This window comes from Marinobacter sp., from assembly GCF_041984545.1.
Lineage (GTDB): Bacteria > Pseudomonadota > Gammaproteobacteria > Pseudomonadales > Oleiphilaceae > Marinobacter.
Genome location: NZ_JBHIXV010000006.1, coordinates 52,985 through 71,415 on the forward strand (window position 1 = coordinate 52,985; position 18,431 = coordinate 71,415).

General features: G+C 61.8%; 18 protein-coding genes. 14 read left to right on the top strand and 4 right to left on the bottom strand.

What is annotated here, in order from left to right; genetic code table 11:
* The first annotated feature begins 88 nt into the window (after nt 1–88).
* Nucleotides 89–1,183, top strand: a complete 1,095-nt coding sequence (locus tag ACFC20_RS04490; protein WP_375191954.1) for an AI-2E family transporter — start codon at nt 89–91, stop codon at nt 1,181–1,183.
* A gap of 153 nt (nt 1,184–1,336) precedes the next feature.
* The gene (locus tag ACFC20_RS04495) at nt 1,337–1,756 is read left to right on the top strand and encodes a peptidoglycan-binding domain-containing protein (RefSeq protein ID WP_375191955.1); all 420 of its coding nucleotides are present in this window, start codon (nt 1,337–1,339) and stop codon (nt 1,754–1,756) included.
* A 73-nt stretch (nt 1,757–1,829) separates the two neighbouring features.
* Here the strand turns inward: ACFC20_RS04495 and ilvD are convergent, their stop codons facing one another.
* On the bottom strand, nt 1,830–3,665 hold the full coding sequence (gene ilvD, locus ACFC20_RS04500; protein WP_375191956.1) for a dihydroxy-acid dehydratase: 1,836 nt from the start codon (nt 3,663–3,665) through the stop codon (nt 1,830–1,832).
* A gap of 159 nt (nt 3,666–3,824) precedes the next feature.
* On the opposite strand from ilvD, the gene ACFC20_RS04505 reads away from it, so the two are divergent.
* Both ACFC20_RS04505 and ACFC20_RS04510 read left to right on the top strand, forming a co-directional pair.
* A complete protein-coding gene (locus ACFC20_RS04505; protein WP_375191957.1) occupies nt 3,825–5,081 on the top strand; it encodes an HDOD domain-containing protein in 1,257 nt (418 codons plus the stop codon).
* Nucleotides 5,082–5,133: 52 nt separating this feature from the next.
* On the top strand, nt 5,134–5,712 hold the full coding sequence (locus tag ACFC20_RS04510) for an LON peptidase substrate-binding domain-containing protein (protein WP_375191958.1): 579 nt from the start codon (nt 5,134–5,136) through the stop codon (nt 5,710–5,712).
* A 15-nt stretch (nt 5,713–5,727) separates the two neighbouring features.
* On the opposite strand, the gene ACFC20_RS04515 is transcribed toward ACFC20_RS04510, so the two are convergent.
* Genes ACFC20_RS04515 through ACFC20_RS04525 form a run of 3 tightly spaced genes read right to left on the bottom strand, consistent with a single transcriptional unit; the run spans nt 5,728 to nt 9,187 of the window.
* Nucleotides 5,728–7,191 carry a bifunctional DedA family/phosphatase PAP2 family protein gene (locus tag ACFC20_RS04515; RefSeq protein ID WP_375191959.1) on the bottom strand — a complete coding sequence of 488 codons (1,464 nt, stop codon included), beginning with the start codon at nt 7,189–7,191 and terminating at the stop codon, nt 5,728–5,730.
* Entirely contained in the window at nt 7,188–8,186 is a 999-nt protein-coding gene (locus ACFC20_RS04520) for a GGDEF domain-containing protein (RefSeq protein WP_375191960.1), read from the bottom strand. The genes ACFC20_RS04515 and ACFC20_RS04520 overlap by 4 nt, the downstream gene beginning before the upstream one ends.
* Entirely contained in the window at nt 8,183–9,187 is a 1,005-nt protein-coding gene (locus ACFC20_RS04525) for a GGDEF domain-containing protein (protein ID WP_375191961.1), read from the bottom strand. The genes ACFC20_RS04520 and ACFC20_RS04525 overlap by 4 nt, the downstream gene beginning before the upstream one ends.
* A gap of 160 nt (nt 9,188–9,347) precedes the next feature.
* On the opposite strand from ACFC20_RS04525, the gene ACFC20_RS04530 reads away from it, so the two are divergent.
* The 10 genes from ACFC20_RS04530 to lipB all read left to right on the top strand — a co-directional run bounded on the left by ACFC20_RS04530 (nt 9,348) and on the right by lipB (nt 18,431).
* Complete coding sequence (locus ACFC20_RS04530) at nt 9,348–10,604, top strand: glutamate-5-semialdehyde dehydrogenase (protein WP_375191962.1); 1,257 nt, start codon at nt 9,348–9,350, stop codon at nt 10,602–10,604.
* Nucleotides 10,605–10,609: 5 nt separating this feature from the next.
* Nucleotides 10,610–11,260: a nicotinate-nucleotide adenylyltransferase gene (gene nadD / locus ACFC20_RS04535; RefSeq protein ID WP_375191963.1), complete on the top strand. Its 651-nt coding sequence runs from the start codon at nt 10,610–10,612 to the stop codon at nt 11,258–11,260.
* A gap of 70 nt (nt 11,261–11,330) precedes the next feature.
* Nucleotides 11,331–11,681, top strand: a complete 351-nt coding sequence (gene rsfS, locus ACFC20_RS04540; protein ID WP_375191964.1) for a ribosome silencing factor — start codon at nt 11,331–11,333, stop codon at nt 11,679–11,681.
* Between the two features lie 2 nt (nt 11,682–11,683).
* Nucleotides 11,684–12,154, top strand: coding sequence for a 23S rRNA (pseudouridine(1915)-N(3))-methyltransferase RlmH (rlmH, locus tag ACFC20_RS04545; protein ID WP_375191965.1), 471 nt, complete (start codon nt 11,684–11,686; stop codon nt 12,152–12,154).
* 9 nt (nt 12,155–12,163) lie between these two features.
* On the top strand, nt 12,164–14,059 hold the full coding sequence (gene mrdA / locus ACFC20_RS04550) for a penicillin-binding protein 2 (RefSeq protein ID WP_375191966.1): 1,896 nt from the start codon (nt 12,164–12,166) through the stop codon (nt 14,057–14,059).
* Nucleotides 14,059–15,201 (top strand): rod shape-determining protein RodA, encoded by a 1,143-nt coding sequence (rodA, locus tag ACFC20_RS04555; protein WP_375191967.1) that lies wholly within the window; start codon nt 14,059–14,061, stop codon nt 15,199–15,201. The genes mrdA and rodA overlap by 1 nt, the downstream gene beginning before the upstream one ends.
* A 159-nt stretch (nt 15,202–15,360) precedes the next feature.
* Nucleotides 15,361–16,254 (top strand): septal ring lytic transglycosylase RlpA family protein, encoded by an 894-nt coding sequence (locus ACFC20_RS04560; RefSeq protein ID WP_375191968.1) that lies wholly within the window; start codon nt 15,361–15,363, stop codon nt 16,252–16,254.
* A 66-nt stretch (nt 16,255–16,320) separates the two neighbouring features.
* The gene (locus tag ACFC20_RS04565; protein ID WP_375191969.1) at nt 16,321–17,487 is read left to right on the top strand and encodes a D-alanyl-D-alanine carboxypeptidase family protein; all 1,167 of its coding nucleotides are present in this window, start codon (nt 16,321–16,323) and stop codon (nt 17,485–17,487) included.
* A 30-nt stretch (nt 17,488–17,517) separates the two neighbouring features.
* A complete protein-coding gene (locus ACFC20_RS04570) occupies nt 17,518–17,787 on the top strand; it encodes a YbeD family protein (protein ID WP_375191970.1) in 270 nt (89 codons plus the stop codon).
* A 5-nt stretch (nt 17,788–17,792) separates the two neighbouring features.
* A complete protein-coding gene (lipB, locus tag ACFC20_RS04575; protein ID WP_375191971.1) occupies nt 17,793–18,431 on the top strand; it encodes a lipoyl(octanoyl) transferase LipB in 639 nt (212 codons plus the stop codon).

The following is an 18,431-nucleotide window of genomic DNA, read 5'->3' on the forward strand; positions in this document are numbered from 1 at the left end:
AGCGTGGTAGGCTAGCTAGCCGGGCAGCCCGGTCTGAACCGCATCGGGCGCCAAATCCAGGATTCATTTTCGGGGAACAGCCTGATCTATGTACGCAAAACTTGAAACACGGACTTTTCTGGCCCTGTTGGTAGGGGTTTCCCTGGCGTTTGTCTTCCTGATGAAGCCGTTTTTCGGGCCGATCTTCTGGGCCGTCGCCATCGCCCTGATCTTCCATCCGGTCCAGCAGCTGCTGGTGCGAAAGTTCGGCGAGCGCCCGAATCTCAATGCCTTGATTACCCTGTTTATCTGTCTGGTGATCGTGGTTATTCCGGTGCTGGTGCTGATTACGTCCCTGGTGGCGGAGGGCGTCGCGCTCTATCAGCAGATCCAGAGCGGCGAGATTCGCCCGGGCGAGTATATTGACCGGGTCAACCAGTCGTTTCCGGCCATTCAGGCGTTTCTGGCCCAGTTCGATATCAGTTTCGCGGAACTTCGGGATCGCGCCGTCAATCTGTTTGTCGGTGGCAGCCAGTTCCTGGCCAGGCAGGCCCTGGGCGTTGGCCAGAATACCTTCCAGTTCTTCCTGGGGCTGGCGTTGATGGTCTACCTGGCGTTCTTCCTGCTGCGGGACGGCAGTGCCCTGGTGGAGTTGATCATCCGGGCCCTGCCCCTGGGCGACGAGCGGGAAAGGCTGTTGTTCGCCAAGTTCGCCGAGGTCACACGGGCAACCGTAAAAGGCAATCTGTTGATTGCCATCATCCAGGGTGCCCTTGGCGGGCTGATTTTCTGGATACTCGGCATCAGCGGCGCCCTTCTGTGGGGCGTTGTCATGGCGATTGTCTCCCTGTTACCGGCGGTGGGTGCGGCCCTGGTGTGGGTGCCGGCTGCCATCTACCTGGCGGCGATTGGCGATATTTTCGAGGCGGCCATTCTCACCACGTTTGGCGTGGTGGTCATCGGGCTGGCGGATAATCTGCTGCGCCCGGTTCTGGTGGGCCGGGATACCAAGCTGCCTGATTACATCGTGTTGCTGTCAACGCTCGGCGGTATTGTCATGTTCGGAGTGAACGGCTTCGTGATGGGCCCCCTGGTGGCCGCCCTGTTCATGGCCTTCTGGGGCATTTTTATCCGGGAGTTCAGTGAAGGGGCCCAGAGCCCCAATGCGGAGCGAGATTCCCGGGGGCCGAAAAGCCCCGAGTAGCCGGAGGCAGAGGCAGGTGATGTCGATCAAGGCGACATGAGACAAAAGTATGGTAGTCTTTGAAGTGTTTGCCCCAGCCTGTGGAGATAGGCACCACATAACAAGAAAGAAACCGATATCGGTGGGATATCAGGAGTTGAGCAGGTGAGTACCATGAGAAAAGCAACCACCCGACTGGGACGACTGGCCGCTGCAGCCGGCCTGGCCGTTACCCTGGGCTTTGCCCCCGCGGCATTCGCAGACGAGATTGTTGCACTCAAAAATGCACTTTACGGCGCAGGGTACGAAGTAACCAATGTCAGCCCGCAGATGGACGACAGCACCCGGGCCGCGCTGACGAAGTTCCAGAAAGACCAGGGGCTCCAGGCCACTGGCATTCTTGATGAGCCGACCAAGAAGGCTCTTGGCATGATCGAAGTGCAGGTGGCAGCTGCCAAGCCCGAGCAGACGGCCAACACTTCCGGTTCGCAGGCGAAGACGTCGGACAGCGCGGCAGCCGCTGGCGAGCAGTCGGAGCAGTCGCAGGATGGCGCCATTGAGGAAGACGAGGACGGCGGCTGGTCCCTCTGGTAAATCCTGGCCAGCCAAATAAAAACCGCCGACAGTCTGTCGGCGGTTTTTTTGTGCCTGAAGCGCGCTCCGCGGGTCAGTCGAGCTTGGAAAGATCCCGAACGGCGCCTTTGTCGGCACTGGTGGCCAGAAGCGCATAGGCCTTGAGTGCGGCAGACACTTTGCGGTCTCTGGGCAGCTCCGGTTTCCAGCCCTTGGCATCGCGGGCCTCACGGCGACGGTCCAGTTCACGCTGGTCGAGCTCGACGTTGATGGTCCGATTGGGAATGTCGATCCGGATAAGATCGCCATTTTCGATCAGGCCGATGGCACCGCCGGCTGCCGCCTCCGGTGAGGCGTGCCCGATGGACAGGCCGGAGGTTCCCCCGGAGAACCGGCCATCGGTCAGCAGCGCGCATTCCTTGCCCAGCCCCTTGGATTTCAGGTAACTGGTGGGGTACAGCATCTCCTGCATGCCAGGCCCACCACGGGGACCTTCGTAACGGATGATGACAACCTCTCCCGGTTTCACCTCGTCGGCGAGAATCCCGGCCACGGCCGAATCCTGGCTCTCAAACACCCGGGCCCTCCCTTCGAACACGTAGATGCTCTCGTCAACACCGGCGGTCTTGACCACGCAGCCGTCGAGGGCAATGTTGCCATAGAGCACGGCAAGGCCGCCCTCGGAGCTGTAGGCGTTCTCCACCGAACGGATGCAGCCGGTTTCCCGGTCACCGTCCAGGGAAGGCCAGCGGGTACTCTGGGAGAAAGCGGTCTGGGTAGGGATGCCTGCCGGCCCGGCCTTGTAGAATTCCACCACCTCGGGCGTTGGCGAGCGCATGATGTCCCAGGTCTCCAGCGCCTCCCGCATGGTCTTGCTGTGCACCGTGGGAAGATCGGTATTGATCAGTCCGCCGCGCTCCAGCTCACCCAGGATGCCCATGATACCGCCGGCCCGATGCACATCTTCCATGTGGTATTTCGGGGAGTTGGGCGCCACCTTGCACAGCTGCGGGACACGGCGGGACAGTTGATCGATCTCGTTGAGGGTGAACGGCACCCCACCTTCCTGGGCCGCCGCCAGCAGATGCAGGATCGTATTGGTGGAGCCGCCCATGGCAATGTCCATCACCATGGCGTTTTCGAAGGCGGCCATGGAGGCAATGCTCAGGGGGAGCACGCTGGCATCGTCCTGCTCGTAATAGCGTCTCGCATTCTCCACAATCTGGCGACCGGCCTTCAGGAACAGCTGCTCGCGGTCGGCATGGGTGGCCAGCAGAGAGCCGTTGCCGGGCAGGGCCAGGCCGATGGCCTCGGTCAGGCAGTTCATGGAGTTGGCGGTGAACATGCCGGAGCAGGATCCGCATGTGGGGCAGGCGCTGCGCTCGTACTCCTCGACCATTTCATCGCTGGCATTGGGGTCGGCCGCGATCACCATGGCATCCACCAGATCCAGCTTGTGTTCCGACAGCTTGGTCTTGCCGGCCTCCATGGGGCCGCCGGAGACAAAAACGGTGGGTATGTTCAGGCGCATGGCGGCCATCAGCATGCCCGGGGTGATCTTGTCGCAGTTGGAAATGCACACCAGGGCATCGGCGCAGTGGGCATTGACCATGTATTCCACCGAATCGGCGATCACTTCCCGGGACGGCAGGGAATACAGCATGCCGTCGTGGCCCATGGCGATGCCATCGTCCACGGCGATGGTGTTGAATTCCTTGGCAACGCCGCCGGCCGCCTCGATCTCGCGGCACACCAGTTGGCCCAGGTCTTTAAGGTGCACGTGGCCCGGTACAAACTGGGTGAAGGAGTTGGCAACCGCAATAATCGGCTTGCCAAAATCTTCGTTTTTCATACCGGTGGCGCGCCAGAGGGCGCGGGCGCCGGCCATGTTGCGACCGGCGGTGGAAGTCCGCGAACGATACTGAGGCATGGTGGTCTGGTCTCTCTGTTGGGGCCTGATGACGTCGATCAAAAAAACAGAGGATACCAGATTAGACTCCAGGCGCATGGTTGTTTTCAGGGGTGCTGTTTACAATAGTTAACACAGTGTTCATTTTTGTTCCGGTTTGAACCGGCAAGGAGTATGCCTATGGCTGGCCAGGAAAGCCTGCCGCTTCGTCGTCTGAAAGAGTTCCAGCCCCTGAACCGGCTGACCGATGATCAGTTGGTGCTGTTGGCCAGTCGGGCCGAGCGCCGGACCCACGGGCCCGGGCAGCGGGTCCTGGAGCGGGGCGTGCGCGACGGCCTGGATTTCTTCCTGATTGCCGGCAAGATCGAACTGGAATCCCAGGATGGTCGAAAATCGGTGATCGAGGCGGAGACCGAAAAGGCCCTGAACCCCATTGCGCGCCTGCAGCCACGCATGTACCACGTTACCGCCGTCAAGCCCTGCGAGTTCCTGGTGGTGGAGCAGGAGATCCTGAACCAACTACTACGGGCCGCACCGGTGGCACAGGTGGAGATGGATTCCGGCGAGGGCCTGGGGAGTGGCGAAAGTGAGGAACATCACCTGCTGATGGAGTTCTACTCGGAGCTGAGGTCGAATCAGATCAAGTTGCCAAGCGTTCCGGATGTTGCCTGGAAAGTGCGCCGCGCTGTGGACCGAGAAGACTCCACCGCGGATCAGGTGGCGCTGGCAGTCTCGGCCGACCCGGCCATGGCGGCGAAACTGGTGCGTGCCTGTAACAGCCCCCTGTACCGGGGCTTCAGCGATGTGCGCAACGTGCGTGAGGCCGTCGTCCGATTGGGCATGCGCACTACCCGGCAGCTGGTGACCGTGTTTTCCATGCGAGAAGTGTTCAAGACCCGGCAGCCGGCGCTGCAGAAAGAAATGGAGAAGCTCTGGCGCCATTCCCGTGAGGTGGCGGCACTGAGCTGGGTGCTGGCAGACCACGCCACCCGTCTGGACCCTGAGGAAGCGCTGCTGGCGGGCCTGCTGCACGACATCGGTGTAGTGCCCATCCTGGTACAGGCCGAGCATCACGTGAACCTCTTTGCCGATGAGGCCAACCTGCGCCACGCCATCGATGAGCTCAGGGCTGACGTGGGCACCGCGGTGCTGGAGAACTGGTCGTTCCCGCCGGCGTTTGTCGAGGCGGTTCGCCATGCCGAGGACTGGGACTACGAGTGCCGGGAGAGCAATCCCCAGCTGGTGGACGTGGTGATCGTGGCGCAATTGCATTCGATGATCGGTTCCAGCCAGAATGCAGACCTGCCCCCGTTCGACCGTGTGCCTGCCTACCGGCGTCTGGGAGAACTTGAATTGAACGCTTCGCGCAGTTTGCAGCTTCTGACAGAGGCCAGGGCCCGGGTCGACGAAGTGCAGCAATTGCTGTCCATTCGATAGCGTAACGGACAGCGTGGACTGTGGAGCCTGAATGCCGGTGACTGTTGAACTTATGAACGTACCTCTGTTCCCCCTGAATTCCATTGTCCTGCCCAGGGGGCGGATTCCCCTTCAGCTGTTCGAGCCAAGGTACATCGACATGTTGACCCGCTGTCTCAAGGAAGACCGTGGATTTGTTGTTGTGCTGCTGCGCGAGGGCGGCGAGACCGGGCCGGTGGCGGCTTTCTACGACATCGGCACCTACGTGCGCATCATCGACTTTCAGCAGCTGGAGAACGGATTGCTGGGAATCACGGTGGAGGGCGAATCCAAGGTGTCCGTGGTGCGAAGCTGGCAACAGGAGGACGGTCTCAATGTGGGCGATGTCGAGTGTCTGGTGGAAGAGGCCGGAAGCGAGGTGCCGGAACGCTACAGCGAATTGCCCTCGGTGCTGCGGGCCCTGTTTCGGCACCCGGTGATCCGCGATCTCAACATGGACATCGACTACGAGGATGCCCGGGACGTTGGCTGGCGGCTGACCGAACTGCTGCCGCTGGACAAACAGGAAAAACAGAAGCTGGTTGAGCTGCAGGACCCCCTGGAACGCCTCGACCGCCTCCAGGGATTGCTGGAAGCCCTGGAGGAAGGCTAGCAGGTCGGGAGCCGCCTAGCGGATCTCGGCGGGGGCGGGCTGGAAACCGACCACCGCTTCTTCCCAGGAATGCGCTACGTAGGCGCCGGCGAACAACAGCCAGAGCACGACGGCCGCCGCCAGGGTGATGTCCGGCGCCAGTGGTACACGGTCGTAGCGGCTGTAACTGGCCCTCACCGCGCCGGTCACGGCAAGCCCCAGCAACAGTCCGCCGATCACATCGGTAAACCAGTGAACCCCCAGGTAGAGTCGACTCAGAGCCACCGGAATCAGGGGCAGGGACAGCAGCACGTAGTGTTGCCAGCGCTTGCGGTGCCGGCTTTCGCCCGCAACAAAGCTCGCAGCCAGCGTCACCAACAGAGTAATGCCTGCGGCATGGCCGCTCGGAAACGCGCCCGACGACGGCGGTAGCAGGACCTCATGGGGCCTGGGCACTGCGAGCAGTGATTTCAGACTCCACACCAGCAGGATGGTCACCGCCGCAGCCAGTGCTATGTGCAATGCCGCCGCGTAGTAACCCCTGAACGCCAGGGCGGCGCACGCGAGTACCCCGGCGGCAATCAGCACCGGCGGATCACCCAGCAGGGTCAGGGCAATAAAGGGAGCGTCCAGCAGGGGCTGGCGCAGCTGATCGAACCATTGAAGCGTGGCCTGGTTGAAACCGTCCAGCAGGTGGGTTGAGGTGGCGAGCTGGCCCCACAGAAGGCAGAGTGACGAGGCGCCCAGGGCAAGCAACAGGGAGGCGAGGGGGAACTCGCCCTCGCTTGCGGGGCGATGATTGGTATAAAGCCGCCAGAACCGATGGGTTGCTTCGTACTGTGCCATCCATCGTTTAAGCCACTGATACAGCCAGCTGTCCTCGCCCAGTCCCATCTGGAACCGTAGCACCAGGAAATAGACCAGCACCAGCACCAGGATGCTGACGCCTGTTACTGCGTAGAAGTGAGCCGGCGGCCGGATGTCACTGGCCAGAGCGCTGCCGACGACGAAGCCCGGAACAATGTAGACCGGTGCCCAGGCCAGCGCGGAACCGACATTGAAAGCCAGGAAGCGGCGCCAGGACATCATCAGTGCGCCAGCTATCAGAGGAATGATGGGTCTCAACGGGCCAACGAAGCGCCCGATAATGACGCTCTTGCCGCCATGCCGGTGGAAAAACCTCTCCCCCTTGCCAATCAGCACGGGGTAGCGGCTGAGTGGCCAGAGGTCGGTCAGTCGGCCCTGAAGCAGACGGCCGAGAGCGAAGCTTGCGGTATCCCCGGCGATGGCGCCAAGTCCGGCCCAGAGCAGCGCCTCGGGCAGGGGCATGCCGGTTTCCCCGGCCAGAACGGCCACCGCGAACAGGATAGCGACGCCGGGAACCACAATCCCGGCAAGGGCCAGGGACTCAATGAACGCGGTAACAAACAGCGCCAGGGCCAGCCAGCCGGGGTTGGCGCCGAGCCAGGCCGAGAGCTCGTTCAGCCAGCCACTGCTCATGTCGTGATGGTTTCTCCGGGGCTGAACCAGACCGAATCCGCGCCACGCCTGCGGGCTTCCTCCATGGCCTGGTGCGCCCGCTTGCGGAGCGTGTCGGTGCGGGTGTCGCCGCTGCCGCGAGTGGTGCAGCCCAGGCTGACGGTAACACGGCCCACCACTGGCCACTGGTGCTCGGCAATGGTTCGGCGAATCCGTTCAGCGATTACCCGCAAACCTTCCTCGGGTGTGAAGGGCAGAATCAGGAAAAACTCGGCATCCTTGAGCGTGTAGAGGCTGTCGCCGGCGCGAATGACGCCGAACAGGTGCTCGGTCATGTTGCGCAGTAGCACCTGGGCCTGGTCCCGGCCATGGAGGTCGCTGATGTCGTCCGCGTAGTCAATGCGCAGGTTGATCACGGACAGGCAATGGCCAGTGGCGATGGCGCGGCTGATTTCCTTCTGCAGTGTCTCGTCCAGGAACCGGGCATTGTGGGCGCCGGTCACCGGATCTGTGATGGCGAGGTCTTCTGCAGACTGGGCCATATGGCCGTAGTGCCAGATGTAAAGCGAGGCCACAGCCAACAGCAGAAACAGCCCGCTGATCACCGTGAGAGCTTCGGCCGGGGCCAGGTCAAATAGCAGCACAACTGACATCGGCACCAGCAGCACGAGTGACAGTGCCAGCCCCTGGCGCAGGGGCAGAATCAGCAGGTTGAGTACCACCAGGGGCATGGCCCAGTGGCTGATGCCGGGCGCTTCCAGGCTGAGCAGGGCCGCCAGAAGGCCGCTGTTCAGGCCGGCCAGGATGATCAGGTGGCCTGGCGCCGATAGCTGGTGGCGCCGGCAGATCACGGTGTAGACCGCACCGGCGAAGGTGAGGACTGCCATGCCGGCGGCCAGATAGAAGAGCTCATAGAAGCCATAGCGCAGGTTCTGCATTGCCAGCGTGAAGATGAACACGCAGGCGAGGCCGTAGCCGAAGGCATGGGTCCAGGTACGCAGGCGGGTCTCGGTCATGATGCCTGTCCCCGGCTTGGCTGTGCGGGCTTCGACCAGGCGCTGTAGGCCTGGCTGCGGTTGCCGCCCTGTTGTTGCGCCCGGCGCAGGGCGTTGGCGGCACTCTGTTGCAGGGTGTTGGCGTCATCGCCGATATTCAGTCCGGCAATCCCGGTGCTGACAGTCAGATTCATGCCGTGCGACTCAAGCAGGGTCGCCAGACCCTTGCGGATAATCTCCGCCCTGGTGAGGGCGTCGCCCGTGGAAATGCCTGGCAGGATCACCAGAAACTGGAGATCGGCCACCCGGTAGTAGGTGTCGAAATCCCGGATCTGGGAGTGCAGATACCGGCCGATCCGGGGGAGGATGGAGCGGATATCTTCGTCAGGCTCACTCTCGCTCAGATGCGCATCCAGCCCGATCATCAGAATCGACATGTCGGTGCCTTCACGCTCGCTGCGCTGGATTTCCTTGTGCAGGTCGGCAGAGAGGTACTCCCGGCTGGCGGCCTGGGTAAGTTCATCGGTTCGGCGAAGCGGCGCCAGTTGGCGGCTCTTGTACTCGCGCAGGAAGATCAGCAGTGCGGACAGAAGCACCGTCAGCAAAAAGGCGCTGATCATCTGGTGCCGGTCGGCAAGCCCCACGGCCCACTGGCTTGCACTGACGGCCAGGCCAATCACAACCAGGGCTACCACAGCCGCTACGGGCGGCGGAACCAGGGCAAAGGCAACCAGTGGCAGAGCGTAGAGCCAGTGGCTGAGCACCCAGGGCCCGGTCCAGAAACTGACCAGCAGAATCAGCAGAAGAACCACGAAAAAACCCTGCTGAACCCTGGGCCACGGCTGCCTCGCACGGCCCGGGTGAAAGGTCCTCCCGGAAACAACCATCCCTGCCGCTGCTGCCGCTGCGGCAGAAACCAGGGGCTCACCGAGCAGTGCGCAGGCGGCTGCGACGGCAACCAGTGCCACAAACCCTGTCCTGGACAGCTTGCTCAACAGGAATTTTTCGGCCATCTGGGCCATGGTGTCCTTCCTTTTTTGAACTCCCTGAAAAAACGTCAGGTAATGCCGGAGTATGGCATACCGCAGCGGTATAATATCTGTTTGGGATGCGTACTTGAAACGGGAAAGGTAAAGTTAGGCCCTTATTCCCGATTCCGCTTTGAAACAGAAAGGTAACAGAATGGATATTGCAGCTTACATGGCCGAGGTGGGGCAACAGGCGCGTGCAGCGGCCACCCGGGTCGCCCGCTCGACCACCGCCGTGCGCAATCAGGCTCTGCTGGCCACCGCGGAGGCCCTTGATTCGGCCCGGGAGGAGCTGGCCCTGGCCAATGCCAAGGATTTGCAGCGCGGCCGGGAAAACGGTCTGGATGCGGCGATGCTTGACCGGCTGGAGCTGACGGGCCAGCGCATTGACGCCATGATCGAGGGACTGCGCCAGGTGGCTTCGCTGCCCGACCCGATCGGCGCCATCACCGACATGACCTATCGGCCTTCCGGTATCCAGGTGGGCAAGATGCGGGTTCCGCTGGGGGTCATCGGCATCATCTACGAGTCCCGGCCGAATGTGACAGTGGAGGCCGCCAGCCTGTGCCTGAAATCCGGCAATGCCACCATCCTGCGCGGCGGTTCCGAATCCATACATTCCAACCAGGCCATCGCCCGCTGCCTGGCTGAGGGGCTGGCCAGCGCCGGTTTGCCCGAGTCGGCGGTGCAGGTCATCAAGACCACAGACCGCGCCGCGGTTGGCGAATTGATCACCATGCCGGCCTATGTCGATGTGATCGTGCCCCGGGGCGGCAAGGGCCTGATCGAGCGAATCAGTCGCGACGCCCGGGTTCCGGTGATCAAGCACCTCGACGGTGTTTGCCATGTCTACATCGACAGCCATGCAGATCCCGAGAAAGCACTGAAGGTGGCGGTCAATGCCAAGACCCAGCGCTATGGCACCTGCAATACCATGGAGACCCTGCTGGTGGATCGGGAGATTGCCGAAGATATCCTGCCGCTGCTGGCCTCGGCCTTTGTTGAGAAAGGCGTGGAGCTCCGCGGCTGCGAGCAGACCCGTGCATTCGTAGAGGGCCTGGCGGCAGCCACCGAGGCCGATTGGGAGGCGGAGTACCTGGCGCCGATTCTGGCCATCCGCGTCGTTGATGGTCTCGACGGTGCCATCGAGCACATCAACCGTTACAGTTCCCAGCACACCGATAGCATCATCACCGAGAACTACACCCGGGCCCGGCGGTTCCTGACCGAGGTGGACTCGAGTTCGGTGATGGTCAATGCGTCCACCCGGTTTGCCGATGGCTTCGAGTATGGACTGGGGGCAGAGATCGGTATTTCCACCGACAAGATTCACGCGCGTGGGCCAGTGGGGCTCGAAGGACTAACCTCCCAGAAATACGTGGTGTTCGGCGACGGCCACATCCGGACCTGATCGTCATGCATGTGATCTATGGCGGCACCTTCGACCCGATCCACCACGGTCACCTGAGGCTGGCTCTCGAGGTGTGGGATCGCATCGGGGTGGACACCATCAGCCTGGTACCCTGCCACATTCCGCCCCACCGGGACGAAACCGGAGCAACCCCGGATCAGCGGCTCGCGTTGCTCAGGCTGGCCGTTGCCGGGGAGCCCGGGCTGAAGATCGACGACCGGGAGCTCAGGCGCCAGGGTGCATCGTATACGGCGGACACTCTGCGCCAGTTGCGCGATGAGCTCGGCCCCGACGAGCCGTTGGCCATGGTGGTGGGCACCGATTCTTTCGCGGATTTCGACCGCTGGCGTGACTGGCAGCGGATTCCGGAGCTGGCGCATGTGATTGTGGTGCGTCGCCCGGGCGCGGAGGTGTCCGCCTCCGGATTGCCCGGCAAGCTGCTGGCCGAGCGGCGCGTAACCAATCCCCATCGCCTGCATTCCCAGCCTGCCGGCTGCCTCCTCGAACTGGAGCCGCCGTTGCTGGATATCTCGGCCACGGCCATCCGTGAGCGCATCGCCGATGGGCGTTCACCACGCTACCTCCTTCCAGATCCGGTATGGGCGGAAATTCGTCGCCTGGGGCTGTATGGCGCCTGCCCTGACGGGAACTTTTAGTGCTACAATCGCGTCTGAACAGCAGACATCGGGCGGCCATACCGGCAAACGCCCGATCAACAGGGTGATTATGCAGGCAGAGCAACTGAAAGAACTGGTCATCAACGCGCTAGAAGATGTGAAAGCACAGGACATCAGCGTCATCGATGTCCGAGACCGTACCAGCGTGACCGACTTCATGGTCCTGGCATCCGGAACCTCCAATCGACACGTCAAATCCCTTGCTGATTCCGTGGTTGGCGAAGCCAAGGACAAAGGCGTGCGTGCCAGCAATGTCGAGGGTGGTGCCGCCAGTGACTGGATTCTGGTGGATCTGGGCGATGTGGTTGTCCACGTCATGATGCCAGCCACGCGGGAATTCTACGATCTGGAGCGGTTCTGGCGCGATGCTCCTGATCTTGGTGTTGCAGGCAGCGAATAATCATGCGGTTACGTCTGATCTGCGTGGGGCAGAAAATGCCCGACTGGGTCAGTACCGGGTTTGCAGAATACGCCCGTCGAATGCCACCGGAATTGCCCCTGGACCTGGTTGAGATCCCCGTGGCCCACAGGGGCAAGAATCCTGACATACCCAGACTGATGCAGCGAGAGAGTGATGCCATCCTGGCCGCCGCCGGTCCCCGTGATCGGGTGGTTGCTCTGGAAGTTGGCGGGCGCCCCTGGTCTACCGAAAAACTGGCGAGCCAGCTTGAAAGCTGGCAGCAGGACGGCCGGGATGTCAGTTTCCTGGTGGGTGGCCCCGATGGCCTGGCGGACGACTGCCGGAAACGGGCCGACCAGCAGTGGTCGCTGTCACCGCTTACGCTGCCCCATCCGCTGGTACGCATTGTGCTCGCTGAGCAGTTATACCGGGCCTGGTCAATCACCCGCAACCACCCGTACCACCGGGCTTAGGGGGCTGTCATGGCGTGGGGCGAATTCAAGGATACCGCAGCGGAACGCCGGCTTTTCCAACGCCGGACGGTGGTTATGCTGGTGTGTGTCATCCTGGCGGTGGGGTTGTTGCTCACCCGCATGTACCAGCTCCAGGTTGTCGAACACGAAGTGTATACCACCCTCTCGGACAAGAACCGGGTGCAGGTGCAGTCGGTGCCACCGCCCCGTGGCCTGGTGTACGACCGAAATGGCGTGCTGCTGGCTGAGAACCGCCCGGTGTTCAGTGTCACGCTCGTGCCTGAACGGGTGCAAGGCATGGACGAAACCCTGGCCAGGCTGGGCGAATTTCTCGCCATCTCTCCCGAGGATCTGGAACGTTTCCACCGGCGCCTGGAAGAGCCCCGTCGGCCCTTTCAGGAGATCCCCCTGCGGTACGACCTGACCGAGCAGGAAATGGCCCGGCTGGCCGTGCATCGGCATGAGCTCCCGGGCGTGGAAGTGGAAGCGGAACTGGTGCGCTACTACCCGCACAGTGAGCTGACCGCCCATGCCCTGGGCTTCGTTGGTCGCATAAATCGCGAAGAATTGCAGCGGATCGATCCGGTCAACTACGCCGGTACCAACTACATTGGCAAGTCCGGCATTGAGCGCTTCTACGAGGAAATCCTGCACGGCAAGGTAGGCTATCAGCACGTGGAAACCAACGCCCGGGGTCGAACTCTGCGGGTGCTGGAGAGGGAAAATCCTGTGCCTGGCGAGGATCTCCAGCTACACCTGGATCTGCGCCTCCAGCAGCGCGCCCACGAACTGCTGGACGGGCGTCGCGGCGCCATCATTGCCATCCAGCCCGACACCGGCGGGATCCTGGCCCTTGCCAGTGTGCCCGGCTTTGATGCCAACAAGTTCGTCACCGGCATCAGCGTGGATGATTATCGGGAGTTGAGCGACAGCAAGGACAAGCCCCTGTTCAACCGGGCCCTCAGAGGGCAATACCCGCCCGGCTCCACACTCAAGCCCATGCTTGCCGTTGCCGCCCTCGACAGCGGCGCCACCACCCGCGATTACACCATCTGGGACCCTGGTCATTTCCGCCTGAACGAGGGTGGTCGGGTCTGGCGCGACTGGAAGCGAACCGGTCATGGCTGGGTGGATCTCAAGGACGCCGTTGCCGAATCCTGCGACGTTTACTTCTACGAGGTGGCCACCGAGATGGGGGTGGACACCATGTACAGCTATCTGTCCCGGTTCGGTTTCGGAGAAGACGCGGCACTGGATGTGTCCGGTGCCCTGAGCGGTCTGCTGCCGTCCAGGGAGTGGAAACGTGCGGTGCGCAATGAGCCCTGGTATCCGGGCGATTCGGTCAACCTGGGTATTGGCCAGGGATTCATGCTGGCGACGCCACTTCAACTGGCAACCGCGACCGCGTTGATCGCCAATCGGGGCGAGTGGGTGGAGCCACGGTTGTTGAAAGACATCAGGGGCGATCATCCGGTCGATGAGTTCCTGCCCGAGGAAACCCACCAGCCGCTCACCCTGAAAAACCCGAACGACTGGGAGTACGTGGTCGAATCCATGGTCGAGGTCATGCATGGCCGCAAGGGTACGGCCCGCGGCGCGGCTGCCGGAGCATCCTATCGGATGGCCGGGAAAACCGGCACGGCCCAGGTGTTCAGTCTTGCCGAGGACGAGGAGTACGACGCCGAGGAAGTCAGGGAGCGGCTGCGCGATCACGCCCTGTTTGTCGGTTTCGCCCCGGTGGATGACCCCCAGATTGCTGTTGCCGTGATTGTCGAGAATGGCGGTAGCGGCAGTGGTACTGCAGCGCCGGTAGCCAGGGCCATGTTCGATTCCTGGCTACTGGAATTCGGTAAAGAGGCCGACGCAACGCTGGTCAGCGATGTCCGGGCACGGGGAAGCGACTGATGGCGTTCAAGGCAATACTGGATCCGACGGCCACGAACCCCCTGGGCAGGCAGCGAAGTCTGTGGTCGGCGCTGCACATTGATCCCATTCTGCTGGGGCTTCTGATTCTGCTGGTATCCGGTGGTCTGTTCGTGCTCTACAGCGGTGCCGATCGAAACCTGGAGGTGGTCAAGGCACAGGGTATCCGTCTCGCGGTCGCGTTTGTGGTCATGCTGGTGTTTGCGCAGCTTGATCCCTCGGTATTCCGCCGCTGGGCGCCCTGGCTCTACGGTGTGGGCCTATTGGCGTTGGTCGCGGTGCTGCTGGTGGGTGTGGGTGCAAAAGGGGCCCAGCGTTGGCTGGCCGTTCCGGGTTTGCCGAGGTTCCAGCCTTCGGAACTGATGAAACTGGTGGTGCCGATGATGGCCGCCTGGTACCTGTCCCGGCACTTCCTGCCACCAAGGCTCCGGCAGGTGGCCGTCGGGCTCGCCATTGTCCTGGTGCCGATGGTGATGATCATCCAGCAGCCGGACCTGGGCACCTCATTGCTGGTGGGTATGGCCGGCCTGTTTGTGGTGTTCTTTGCTGGCATCAGCTGGAAGCTGATCGCCGCGTTCGTCGCCATGGTGTCGGTGTCGGCGCCACTGATGTGGTTCTTCGTCATGCGTGACTACCAGAAGCAGCGGGTATTGACGTTGCTCGACCCCCAGAGCGACCCTCTCGGAGCCGGCTGGAATATTATCCAGTCCAAGACCGCCATTGGCTCCGGCGGAGTTGATGGCAAGGGCTGGCTGCAGGGCACCCAGTCCCATCTGGAATTCCTGCCCGAGAGCCACACCGATTTCATTGTGGCGGTGCTGGCCGAAGAGTTCGGCTTTATCGGTATGCTGGTCCTGATGTCTGTGTATTTCCTGATCATTGTGCGCTGCCTCTACATTGCCTCAACCGCGCAGGATTCATTCAGTCGCCTGCTCGCGGGCGCCCTGACCATGACCTTCTTTATCTACATCTTCGTGAACGTGGGCATGGTGAGCGGCCTGCTCCCGGTGGTTGGTGTGCCCTTGCCGCTGATCAGTTACGGGGGCACCTCCAGCGTCACCTTGATGGCGGCGTTCGGGGTTCTCATGTCGATCCACACCCACCGAAGAATGATCAGTGCGTGACGAGTCGGGGTTGCCCGATGCCCTTGGGCGTGTGTAGCCCGTGGAAGTATGGAGGCCGGGTAATGGAGATTCGCCGAAGGAACCCGTTACAATGACGAAGGCAAGACCCACAAATGAAAACGATGGTCGATATCGCGTGTGTATGAGGATCTCCGGACTGTGAACAGCCTGTCTTTCCCGAACGTCCTGCTGGCGCTGCTCGCGGCCATTCTGCTTGTCGGTTGCGCTTCCGCGCCGCAAACGGACCATTCCTCCCGCTACACTATTGCGCAGGATCGGGCACCGTCCGGCAGCTTTGATGTCTCGGGGCTCGACGACGCTGTGCCGAAGTACGAGGCCCCCCGCCGGGCCGGAAACAAGTCGCCATACACGGTCTGGGGCAAGGAATACCGGGTACTTGCCAGCAACGATGGCTACGTGGCGCGGGGCACTGCGAGCTGGTACGGCGAGAAGTTCCACGGCCATAAGACATCCAACGGCGAAACCTTCGATATGTACGCCATGACTGCCGCCCATAAATCCCTGCGCATTCCCGGATATGCCCGGGTAACCAATCTCGACAACGGACGGTCGGTGATCGTGCGGGTGAATGACCGGGGGCCGTTCCACAGCGATCGGATCATTGATCTTTCCTACGCGGCGGCCAAAAAACTCGGGTATCAGGCACGTGGTACCGCGAGGGTGGAAGTGGCGGCCATTACCGTCAAGTCGGACGGTTCGATGTTTCTTGCCGGCAAGCCTTTTGTCCCCGGAGATACCGCGATGTACGCGGAAAACCCGGTGCGAGCCAGCGGCGACATCGCCATGGAAAACCGGGCTCTGTTTGTCCAGCTCGGCTCTTTCAGCAGCCGTGATCCGGCGGAAAAACTTCTCAGCCAGGTTCGCTCGGTACTGGAGAATCCTATGCGGGTGCGGGCTGTTGATACGGCTGAGGGGCGGTTCCATCGCGTGCAGGTGGGGCCGTTCAGCGACGAGCACAGCGCGCGGCAAACCCAGAGCGTGCTGGAAGCCCGAGGGTTCGACAGGTCAATCCTGCTGACCGATACCCATTAAAAACGTGTCGGGCGGAGAACCCGGCCATAAACCAGAAAATACACCTAACGACGAATGAATGGACCCATGGCTTTGAATCCTGTTTTCAGAAACCTGACTCTCGTGTTTGCGCTCATGCTCGCCCTGGTGGGAAAGGCAGTGGCCCAGTCGGTGCTGATCCCGTCGCCACCCCAGATTGCCGGCAGTTCCTACGTGCTGATGGATCCGAAGAGCGGACGCATCATCATGGAGGAGAACAGCCATGAGCGGCTGCCGCCGGCCAGTCTGACCAAGATGATGACTGCCTACATTGTCGAGCGCGAGCTCGATGAAGGCCGTATCTCCATGAGCGATATGGTGCCCATCAGCGTAAACGCCTGGAAAACGGAGGGGTCGCGGACATTCGTGCGGGAAGGCACCGAGGTATCCGTGGAAGATCTGCTGAGAGGCGTGATCATCCAGTCCGGTAACGACGCCTCAGTGGCGTTGGCAGAGTTTGTGGCCGGCAGTGAAGGGGCGTTTGTGGATATCATGAATCAGCAGGCGCAGATTCTTGGCATGAAGGATACCCACTTCGAGAACGCCACGGGGCTGCCGTCACCGGATCATTTCTCGACCGCCTACGATCTCGCCTTGCTGGCCCGGGCGATCATCAACGACTATCCCGAGAACTACCCGCTGTACGCCGAGAAACATTTCACCTACAACAACATTCGCCAGCCCAACCGCAACAGCCTGCTGTGGCGGGACGACAGTGTGGATGGCCTGAAAACCGGCCACACCGAAGAGGCGGGCTATTGTCTGGTGGCCTCGGCCAAGCGTCAGGACACCCGGTTTATCGCCGTGGTGATGGGCACCAGCAGTCCCGAGGCACGGTCCCAGGAAGTACAGAAAATGCTCAACTACGGTTTCCGTTACTATGAGAGCGAGCATCTGTTCCGGGCAGGGCAGGAACTGATGACCGCCCGGGTCTGGGGTGGCCAGTCAGAGCAGATCTCCGTGGGCATGACAGACGATGTGTTCGTCACTATTCCCCGGGGCTCCAGAAACAGCCTCGAATCGACCGTTGAGCTTGATTCCGTGATCAAGGCACCCATAAAGGTGGGAGACGAGCTTGGGCAGGTGAAAGTATCGTTCAACGGCGAAGTGCTGGTGGACCAGCCGGTACTGGCACTGACCGACGTTCCCGAGGGCGGGTTCTTCAAGCGCCTGTGGGACGCCATCAAGCTCTTTTTCGTTCAGTTGTTTCAATAGGGTGACGTGAATCCCCGGGAGTCCTGCGGCATGAGCCAGCCGAAAGCGCCAAAAATCGAATTTCCCTGTGACTACGTGATCAAGGTGATCGGCAATGCCGCGCCGGACTTCACCGAGTTCGTCGTGGAAGTTGTGGAGCAGCACGCACCCGGCATCAGCGAAACCGACATAACGGTCAACCAGAGCAGTAAAGGGCGCTTCTCTTCGGTCCAGCTCAGAATTGTTGCCACCGGCGAAGACCAGTTGAAAGCCTTGTTTGAGGACCTCAAGGCCAGTGGCCGGGTCCACATGGTGCTCTGAACGCCATGGCAAAACTGATTGTCCGGTCACTGGGCGAGCAGCCCTATCAAGAAACCTGGGAGGCCATGAGTTCGTTCACGGCAGAGCGGAATGATTCGGTCGCCGACGAGCTCTGGTGCCTGCAGCACCCGAGGGTCTACACCCAGGGCCAGGCCGGCAAGGCCGAGCACATTCTGGCGCCGGGCGATATCCCCGTTATCCAGGTGGATCGTGGTGGGCAGGTGACCTATCACGGCCCCGGACAGCTCGTGGTATACCTGATGATCAACCTGCCACGGCGCAAGATGGGCGTGCGTACCCTGGTGGACCAGATCGAGCAGGGCATTGTTCGCACACTGGCAGGCCTCGGAGTCGAGGCGGCGCCACGGCCGGATGCTCCGGGCGTGTACGTGGACGGCTCCAAGATTGCCTCCCTGGGGTTACGGGTTCGTCGCGGCTGTTCGTTCCATGGCCTGGCTCTGAACGTGGACATGGACATGGAGCCGTTCCAGCGCATCAACCCCTGCGGCTACGCCGGAATGGCCATGTGCCAGGTGCGGGATTTTGTGCCCGGTACGACCGTCGCGGACGTTCAGGAGAGATTGGCGGCCGAGCTGGTGGCCGGTCTTGGCGAGTCTGACGTCGAATTCCGGAACGGCTGGTAA

Coding starts and splice junctions, on each gene's coding strand:
- ACFC20_RS04570 (WP_375191970.1), top strand. CDS start 17,518: ATGAGCCAGCCGAAAGCGCCAAAAATCGAATTTCCCTGTGACTACGTG.
- nadD (WP_375191963.1), top strand. CDS start 10,610: ATGCATGTGATCTATGGCGGCACCTTCGACCCGATCCACCACGGTCAC.
- mrdA (WP_375191966.1), top strand. CDS start 12,164: ATGGCGTGGGGCGAATTCAAGGATACCGCAGCGGAACGCCGGCTTTTC.
- ACFC20_RS04520 (WP_375191960.1), bottom strand. CDS start 8,186: ATGACCGAGACCCGCCTGCGTACCTGGACCCATGCCTTCGGCTACGGC.
- ACFC20_RS04490 (WP_375191954.1), top strand. CDS start 89: ATGTACGCAAAACTTGAAACACGGACTTTTCTGGCCCTGTTGGTAGGG.
- rlmH (WP_375191965.1), top strand. CDS start 11,684: ATGCGGTTACGTCTGATCTGCGTGGGGCAGAAAATGCCCGACTGGGTC.
- ACFC20_RS04565 (WP_375191969.1), top strand. CDS start 16,321: ATGGCTTTGAATCCTGTTTTCAGAAACCTGACTCTCGTGTTTGCGCTC.
- ACFC20_RS04530 (WP_375191962.1), top strand. CDS start 9,348: ATGGATATTGCAGCTTACATGGCCGAGGTGGGGCAACAGGCGCGTGCA.
- ACFC20_RS04510 (WP_375191958.1), top strand. CDS start 5,134: ATGAACGTACCTCTGTTCCCCCTGAATTCCATTGTCCTGCCCAGGGGG.
- ilvD (WP_375191956.1), bottom strand. CDS start 3,665: ATGCCTCAGTATCGTTCGCGGACTTCCACCGCCGGTCGCAACATGGCC.
- lipB (WP_375191971.1), top strand. CDS start 17,793: ATGGCAAAACTGATTGTCCGGTCACTGGGCGAGCAGCCCTATCAAGAA.
- ACFC20_RS04505 (WP_375191957.1), top strand. CDS start 3,825: ATGGCTGGCCAGGAAAGCCTGCCGCTTCGTCGTCTGAAAGAGTTCCAG.
- ACFC20_RS04525 (WP_375191961.1), bottom strand. CDS start 9,187: ATGGCCCAGATGGCCGAAAAATTCCTGTTGAGCAAGCTGTCCAGGACA.
- ACFC20_RS04495 (WP_375191955.1), top strand. CDS start 1,337: ATGAGAAAAGCAACCACCCGACTGGGACGACTGGCCGCTGCAGCCGGC.
- rsfS (WP_375191964.1), top strand. CDS start 11,331: ATGCAGGCAGAGCAACTGAAAGAACTGGTCATCAACGCGCTAGAAGAT.
- rodA (WP_375191967.1), top strand. CDS start 14,059: ATGGCGTTCAAGGCAATACTGGATCCGACGGCCACGAACCCCCTGGGC.
- ACFC20_RS04515 (WP_375191959.1), bottom strand. CDS start 7,191: ATGAGCAGTGGCTGGCTGAACGAGCTCTCGGCCTGGCTCGGCGCCAAC.